The organism is Sulfitobacter sp. HI0040 (assembly GCF_001634885.1).
Lineage (GTDB): Bacteria > Pseudomonadota > Alphaproteobacteria > Rhodobacterales > Rhodobacteraceae > Sulfitobacter.
The window spans coordinates 1-307 of sequence record NZ_LWEX01000523.1; the positions used below are offsets into that span (position 1 = coordinate 1).

A 307-nucleotide genomic window follows, 5' to 3' on the forward strand; every position below is an offset into this window, starting at 1 on the left:
AGCCCTTGCCGCCAAAACCGCCCTGTTCTTCGGTGAAGAGTGCGCCGATGACGCCCAGCTCGGCAAGGCCGGTCCAGATTTCGGTCGACATGCCCGCGTCGCTTTCGAGGATCTTGTTGCGGGTCGCCGTGTCATACTTGTCGCGCAGGAACCGCCGAAGGCTGTCCTGCAGCATTTGCCGCTCTTCTGTCAGGTCAAAGTTCATTTGCCACCTCCCAGCATGGTTTTCGCGATGATCCCGCGCTGGATCTCGTTGGAGCCGCCGAAGATCGACAGCTTGCGGTTGTTGAAATATTGCGCCGCGACC

1 protein-coding gene is annotated in these 307 nt (G+C 59.9%); it reads right to left on the bottom strand.

Annotated elements, in window-relative coordinates; translation table 11 throughout:
- Positions 1 to 205, bottom strand: a 205-nt coding sequence (locus tag A3728_RS20000; RefSeq protein ID WP_201722360.1) for an acyl-CoA dehydrogenase family protein, incomplete at its 3' end; no start/stop codon positions are given.
- Positions 206 to 307: the final 102 nt, after the last annotated feature.